Raw genomic sequence first — 6,651 nt, 5'->3', positions numbered from 1 at the left:
GACGCCGTGCGAGCGCTCGGCTGGTATCGACAGTTCCGTGAGATTGTCCTGATGTTCGCCATCTCGAACATAGAACCGCTCTGTGAACCACTCTAACCGTGACTCAGCATCTATTCAACACGGCAGTTAATTACGGGACTGACAATTGGCGCGGCAAATATGCTTGAGGATCAGCAGCAAGAAGCGGCACGTGAGGAGTTAGAGACTATCGGAAACCGACTTGCAAGCGAATTTTCTCGTGTCGATACGCTGGCGCAGCAGGGGGGCGAAGCGACAGTAACCGCTAGCCAGCCGTCACGAGTCACAGGAAATCGCTACTCAATCTCTCTTCTCCACGGTGCGAGTGTCTGCAGCGGCGGGCGCCTCCCAGCAACTGTTGATACCTGTCTCAGGCTCATGTCTAGCGATAGTGAAATTGCGGTCATGGTTCCAGTCCGTAATCAGTCTCAAATTTCAATGACTCTGGCCGATGAGGGAACGTTCCAGCTTCAAGCGGAAGCAGGTGATACCACCGCTGATGACGAGGTTGCCAACCAAGACCTCAGTAGCCGGATTGGCGTCGGCGAGGGCGTAAGTCGTGACACAATCTCTCTCGTTAGCGGCGTGGGCAACAGGCCGCCTGTGGCGAGTTTCGATCTCAATCCAGCTTCGCCGTGGTCTCGACAGCCAGTCACATTCAATGCGAGTGGCTCATTTGACCCCGACGGTTCCGTGGCTGAGTATCGGTGGGACTGGAATAATGATGGTGTGTATGAAACCAATACGACGACCTCTACGGCTACACATACGTTTTCAAACGGTGGCCGGTATAACGTCACTCTACAAGTTGAAGACGATGAGGGCAAGAACACGACGCGAACACAATCAATCGATGTTAGTGGTCTGGAATATAATCGCGACATGACTACCGTAGGAAGCAACGACGCGACGATTTCGTTTAGTGTTACGAACAACGTCGGGAAAGATGTCGAGATTACGCATATTTTCATTGATACAGATGATGATGCTATCGATAGCGTCGGAGTCGTTAATATCTATGACAGGGGACGAATAGTCAGACTCGGTAGCACTGTCAGTATCTCTGATGGGTCCACGGAAACAATCGATATCGGGGATTTCAGGGATAGTAGTGCAAGGTTAGTCAATATGGATGGAAAGCACGTCCGTGTTGGTCTCAAGTATAAGATCGGAGATCGGACAAACTCAACGCGCTTCGAAGGCACTCCATGAACGACCGTGGCATAAGTGAGTCGCTCGGGTTTGTGTTAGTGTTCTCTATTATCGTCCTCTCTCTTGGGCTCGTGAGTACCGTTGGCCTCTCTCAGATTGAGGAAGTGCGCAACGATCAGCAACTGGAGAACGCTGAGCGATCGTTCCAGATTGTCGCGCAGAATATCGATGAATTGCAGACCGGGCAGTCTGTAGCTCGCGGTGGAGAGCTAGACCTCAATCGGGGGCGAATCAGACTTATTCCCTCAACCGACTCTCAACTCCGCGTATCTGTGAGGAACACTACAGGACCTGACGCCTACGAAGCCACCTATGAACTCAGTGGAGTTGAGTACCAACTTGATGGGACGACTGTGGGCTACGAAGGCGGGGCCGTGTTCCGCCGAGATAAGGGTGGAACTGCTGTTGTCGGTTCGCCGACACTAGTTTGTACTGATGAACACGCACTCGTGTCGCTAGTAACAATCGATGGAGTAGAGGGGCGACAGCTCGGCGGCGGAACTGTGTCAGTAACGGCTGAACGTGAGAATGCAACTGTTTCATTCCCGGTAAACCGGACTGGGCGAAATAGTACGGCTGGCCGTGCCAACGTTTCTGTTGAAGTGGTCAGCTCGCAGTTCGAATCCGGTTGGAACCAGTATCTCGAGTCACAGGAGGGGTGGCACTCCAGTGGTAGTGAATTCGTTTGCGACGGGAACGGTAGCGGAGTGCAGACGTATCAGATTGTTAAGACCCATGTTAATGTGACATTCACTCGGTGATCATCCCGAAACATGGGCATTGGTAACTTCGACATTGACCACACCAGCAGCCTCTGCGTCAGACTCTGCAACTCCGACTTGAAACAATAATACAAGCATATTCTCACTCTTATCCCCGTTCGGAAGGTCGTAGTAGACAACCGCTTGGTTGCTCTTGAGATCGAGGATGTAGTTCCCGCTCTCATTGGCGACGCCAATATTATCATACTGCTCGAAGTAGCTGGTGATATTGTCCTGCCATGTAGAGTTGTAGTTCCGGGTGACGAGACCAGTGATGTCGTCGCCGCTAGTGTAGACCCGGGTTGGTTCGATTGCGGTGTGGCTGGCAATGTCGGTACAGCGAGCCACACGATATCTAGTGTCGTTAAATTCTCGGATGATACCGCTTGTCGCGTAAGCGCCGTCTTTACACTCGTAGTCGTGAGCTTTCACACTCACGTTGTCTCCGCCGTTGATAGCGAACACGTGACTGTATTGCGAGTCAGTCGACGGGTCGTTGATATTATGAAACACCTGACCATTAATTTTCACCTGTGCAACCTGATTGTCGTCGCCAGGAACTGCCGGCGTGTGGACGGTCCCATTAGCCGTTATGTTTGAGGAGATGGGATCGCGCGCGATTATCTGTGTGCTAGCGATAGAGCGCCGAATCTCATCGAAGATATCATTTAGTTCGTCAGCGTCGTCAGCACGATAAAACTCCCCACCAGAGACAGTTGCAACTCGCTTCAATAGAGCTTGGTCGATTGCGCTGGAGTCGCCATATCCAATAGTATAAATAGTGACATCATCTCCTGCAGCGTTTTTTGCATATTCAACAGTCAGTTCATTGTCGGTTGGGGACGGACCACCGCAGTCGAAGGGGTCGTTATTATCAGTATTGTCTCCCCAGTCTTGACAATCATTATTAACTCCGTCCGTCAAAAGTACCATAACTTTATTTCTAGACTCATCACTCTTCATTGAAAACACATTATTGGCTTTACGAACTCCGTTTTGGGTTTCAGTTCCACCTCTAGCAGGGATGTCTTCGATAGTCTCGTTAAGACCAGTACCAGCCGATGCAGTCCCAAAATTAGAGGTAATGTACCTATTATTGTCTGTAATCCGGTAGATACCGTCTCCATCGTTATATGAGATGACTCCGGCCCGGTCCCGGGACGCATTCAGATCCGCGACGAACGCCTTCGAAGCTGCTTGTGCCTCTTCGGAACGGGTCGTTGTATCGCCGTCATTCCGGCTCATGGATCCAGATTCATCGATGACAAACATCACGTCGAGCGGTTGCCGACGAATCTCCGAATCCGCCTCTACAGAGGTTATATTACCAATCTGCATCGTCCCATTCTGGAGCGGGCGCGCCGACACGCGGTAAGTGTTATTAACGCCCTTGTCGACTTTGATGCTTTCACCGGTCAGCGTTACATCGTTGTAGTTATTGCTGGTAAGATTGATGACTCGGTTACGATCTACATCAACCCTCCGGGGAAGGTCTGTCTCATTCAACCTAATGATCGCTGTCTGATTGCTGCGATATACTTCTGCGGTAGTCTCAAACTCTTGAGTTAGGTAGGTACCCCACGCTTGATAGAAATCACTTTGTACGGCAATGGTGACGTTATTAGGACGCACACAGTCGCCTGCATTGAGCCGTTGCCGGACCCAAAACGTTCGATTCCTTGAAGACTCCTTACGGAGGCGAGCTTCACTGTATCCGCGATCAAAGCTTCCGGTGAGGTTCACCAATCGTATATTAATACTTCCGTCACGGTACTGAAGCGCTGGTGCGGTTACCATAGCACTACCACTGCCCTGCTTTCGCCAGACGCCGCCCCCTTCGTAACCCATTGTCGTGGCTCCGTCAGCAAACCGAACGGAGCCGAGGGTCATATTTGCTGCACACGCTGTGTCGTCGTTTACAGTGACATTCAGCCACCCACTCCGGTCAAGAGTATAGCTACGGGGGCTGGTGGAAGATAGGTCGATTTCTGCTTGAGATTTTCCACCGCTTGTGGATAGCGAAGCGAATTTCGAGTCCATATGCTGAAGTACGATGCTTGCCTGCCTCTCATCCTGTTCCTCAGTAACTGTTTCAATTGCCGGCGCACCAACAACAAGCACCCCGATTGACCCAGTTATTACTATAGCTAATAAGAGGATATACCCAACAACTTGTGAAACACCGCGCGCATTTGCCCTATATTCTTGTTCATTATCTATCATAAAATAATAATTTTGAGTCGGTTGTTGATATTACTATCATTAACTACTGCAACTAATATCTACTGTCACCAGATGGTATTGCAGAGGGGTTCTCACAGCAAACAACAGACCGACCACCGGAGCAATATGTAGTTTGCACCCTATAGATGAGTGCGTTCTTGCCGGCGGTAGCTACCTCTCCAGCACTTGCCGTTTCATGGAAGCTATTACTAAAGGCTGGCTTGGCCGATTGCGTTTAGCAACTACACGGCGGTGGTGCCGAAGTGTTCTCATAGCGTGATTGTGGGGCTAGCGACATCGTTTTCTCGCTGGTGATTAGCAAGTGTAACGGCCAAGCGGAGACACAGAGCGAGGAAGACGTGTGCTTTGATTCTCACTCGGCCTCGGACCCGCGGGGTCCCGAGGCCGAGATCCCTACAGACGCCGATTGCTGTTTCAACCTGTGAGCGGTACGAGTACGTCTCTTCAAACTGTTTCTGCCGGAGACGTACCGTGTTGCTGTGCTCTTTGATCCGTTCCTCAACGTGGTAATCAATATCGAGCGGATCGTTCGTGCTCCGTGGGTTGTACGGAGCAATCGGCACGACCGCCTGCTAGCAGGTGGTCGTGCCACTCCAGCATATTGAACTCGGAGTCACCGATCATCCAGCGTGAGCTTTCGACGGCGAGCGCGTCACGCGTGACGCGCATCGCCGTCTCCTCATCGACTTTCTTCGCTGGAGTGAACGCTGCTGCGATGGGAATGTTGTTGGCGGTGGTCACGACACAACAGCCGTAGCCGTAATAGTAGTCGTCTTCAGCGTGGTCGTAGTTCTACTCAGCGTCCTCGTCACGGTGATCGACGGGAATGTCTGTACCATCGATACGGAAGAGCTTGCCGAGCGGTACCTGCTCGGCAAGCTCGTGGACTAAGTCGATGAACACGTCCTCTGCGACAAGTTCGAAGTCAGTGATGAACCGTGAGAGTGTCCGCTGGGACGGCGGACTCTCGAAGCCACACTGCCGCCAGACATCCTCGTTGTGGAGTTCTCGCGCAGTCGGACGCGGACTGTAGATGTCGTGATAGAAGCAGTGAAGGACGCCTTTCAGGAGTTCTGGTGGCTTGTGAACCCGTGTTCGCCCCTCAGATCGGGGGCGAACACGGGATAGTCCACAAGAAACGATAGATCCAACTGTTCGAACAGCGCCGTCGTCTCGGTGTCCAGTGTTTTGAAGACCTGTTCGACCGTAGCTTTATGTGGTAGGACGGAACTGGTCGTAGACACATCAGATTCGTCCTACCGCTTCCCTGCGAGGACCTCTGCACCACCGCCAACTCCACTCTTGCTGGAGCGTCAGCGTTCCAACTGTAGCAGGTTGATAATACGGCCTCAAGTTCTCGGGTCTGGAATATTGGCTGTACCTATAGGCTACAGCTATAGGGGGTGGCTCCATGACGTACTTCACGCTTCAGGGGCTTTAGCGGGACTCTCCCGGAGTCACCCTCATTCATTGACAGACTCCTTGGTGGGCAACCTCGCGTCAGACTTGTTTCTCAGTATGTGGAGATCGCGTCAGGCATTGCATCAGAACCAACCGACAAACGGTAGGTAGTAGATATCGATACCGCTGAAGACGCCGTTCCAACAGTTATTACTCAACGCATGAATTATGAATTGTATGTCGAAAGCTGCCGGGGACCCAGAACGTGCTATCAATGGGCTCCTGTCGATTGCACAACTGCTGGAAGAGCCACGCTTGGCCCGGCTCTACACGTTTGTTCTCCGTGAGGGCGACGTAACCATCGACGATATCGTCGCTGCGGTAGAGATTCCTCGAACGACAGCGTACTCGGATATGGGAACGCTCGTTGACCTCGGTGTCCTGACCCGAGATGAAGAGCAGAAGACGCACACGTATTCCGCTGTCCCGATCACGCTGACTGCAGACTTGGACGGTGACGAGTATACCGTCACGCCCACTCTCATCGAGGCGGTCGATCGCTCACCACACGACCAGGACCTCGACCTCCTCCTAGAACGATACGGGCTCGGCAAACTCGCGGCTGCGCTCACGTATGCCATCCCCTATGCTAACGGTGAGATGTCTGAACGAGTCGCAGCTCGGGAGCTCGATCTGCAGCAGGCCTTCGCGATTGCGGTCCTGCATGCGCTCCGAGATGTGGTTCAGGACATGGAAACCGTTGATCCATACTTCGATGATATCCGGAACGCTCGCGACCAACCACCGTCAGCAGAGGACTGACGGACAACTATTAATGTGTTTGCATACCCCACTGTTTCCGGTGTAACACGTCAAAAGAACCACTCGGCTACCGCGAAACAGCCGATATCTCAGAAACTCTCTACAACTCGTCCAGGTCGAGATACTCGATGAACTCCTCGCGGCGCTCGTCGAGGACGAACGCCACGAACGCCTCGTAGAAGTCGTCGTTTTT

General features: G+C 52.3%; 4 protein-coding genes and 2 pseudogenes. 4 read left to right on the top strand and 2 right to left on the bottom strand.

Annotated features, from left to right (window positions below; all coding sequences use genetic code 11):
- The 3 genes and pseudogenes from G9463_RS22805 to G9463_RS22795 all read left to right on the top strand — a co-directional run.
- Positions 1-96: pseudogene (locus tag G9463_RS22805) on the top strand (IS5/IS1182 family transposase); the annotation flags it as partial.
- A 63-nt stretch (positions 97-159) separates the two neighbouring features.
- Positions 160-1,230: a PKD domain-containing protein gene (locus G9463_RS22800; RefSeq protein ID WP_165897915.1), complete on the top strand. Its 1,071-nt coding sequence runs from the start codon at positions 160-162 to the stop codon at positions 1,228-1,230.
- Entirely contained in the window at positions 1,227-1,991 is a 765-nt protein-coding gene (locus G9463_RS22795) for a hypothetical protein (protein ID WP_007187625.1), read from the top strand. The genes G9463_RS22800 and G9463_RS22795 overlap by 4 nt, the downstream gene beginning before the upstream one ends.
- Here G9463_RS22795 and G9463_RS22790 read toward each other — a convergent pair whose 3' ends face one another.
- Both G9463_RS22790 and G9463_RS22785 read right to left on the bottom strand, forming a co-directional pair.
- A complete protein-coding gene (locus G9463_RS22790; RefSeq protein ID WP_165897914.1) occupies positions 1,992-4,214 on the bottom strand; it encodes a VWA domain-containing protein in 2,223 nt (740 codons plus the stop codon).
- A 269-nt stretch (positions 4,215-4,483) separates the two neighbouring features.
- Positions 4,484-5,479: pseudogene (locus G9463_RS22785) on the bottom strand (transposase).
- A 394-nt stretch (positions 5,480-5,873) separates the two neighbouring features.
- Here G9463_RS22785 and G9463_RS22780 point away from each other — a divergent pair.
- Positions 5,874-6,458 carry a TrmB family transcriptional regulator gene (locus G9463_RS22780; protein ID WP_165897913.1) on the top strand — a complete coding sequence of 195 codons (585 nt, stop codon included), beginning with the start codon at positions 5,874-5,876 and terminating at the stop codon, positions 6,456-6,458.
- The last annotated feature ends 193 nt before the right edge of the window (positions 6,459-6,651 follow it).

Source organism: Haloarcula sp. JP-Z28, from assembly GCF_011440255.1.
Taxonomy (GTDB): Archaea; Halobacteriota; Halobacteria; order Halobacteriales; family Haloarculaceae; genus Haloarcula; species Haloarcula marismortui.
The sequence above is the reverse complement of the archived record's forward strand: the minus strand, read 5'-3'. Positions and strand labels throughout refer to the sequence as shown.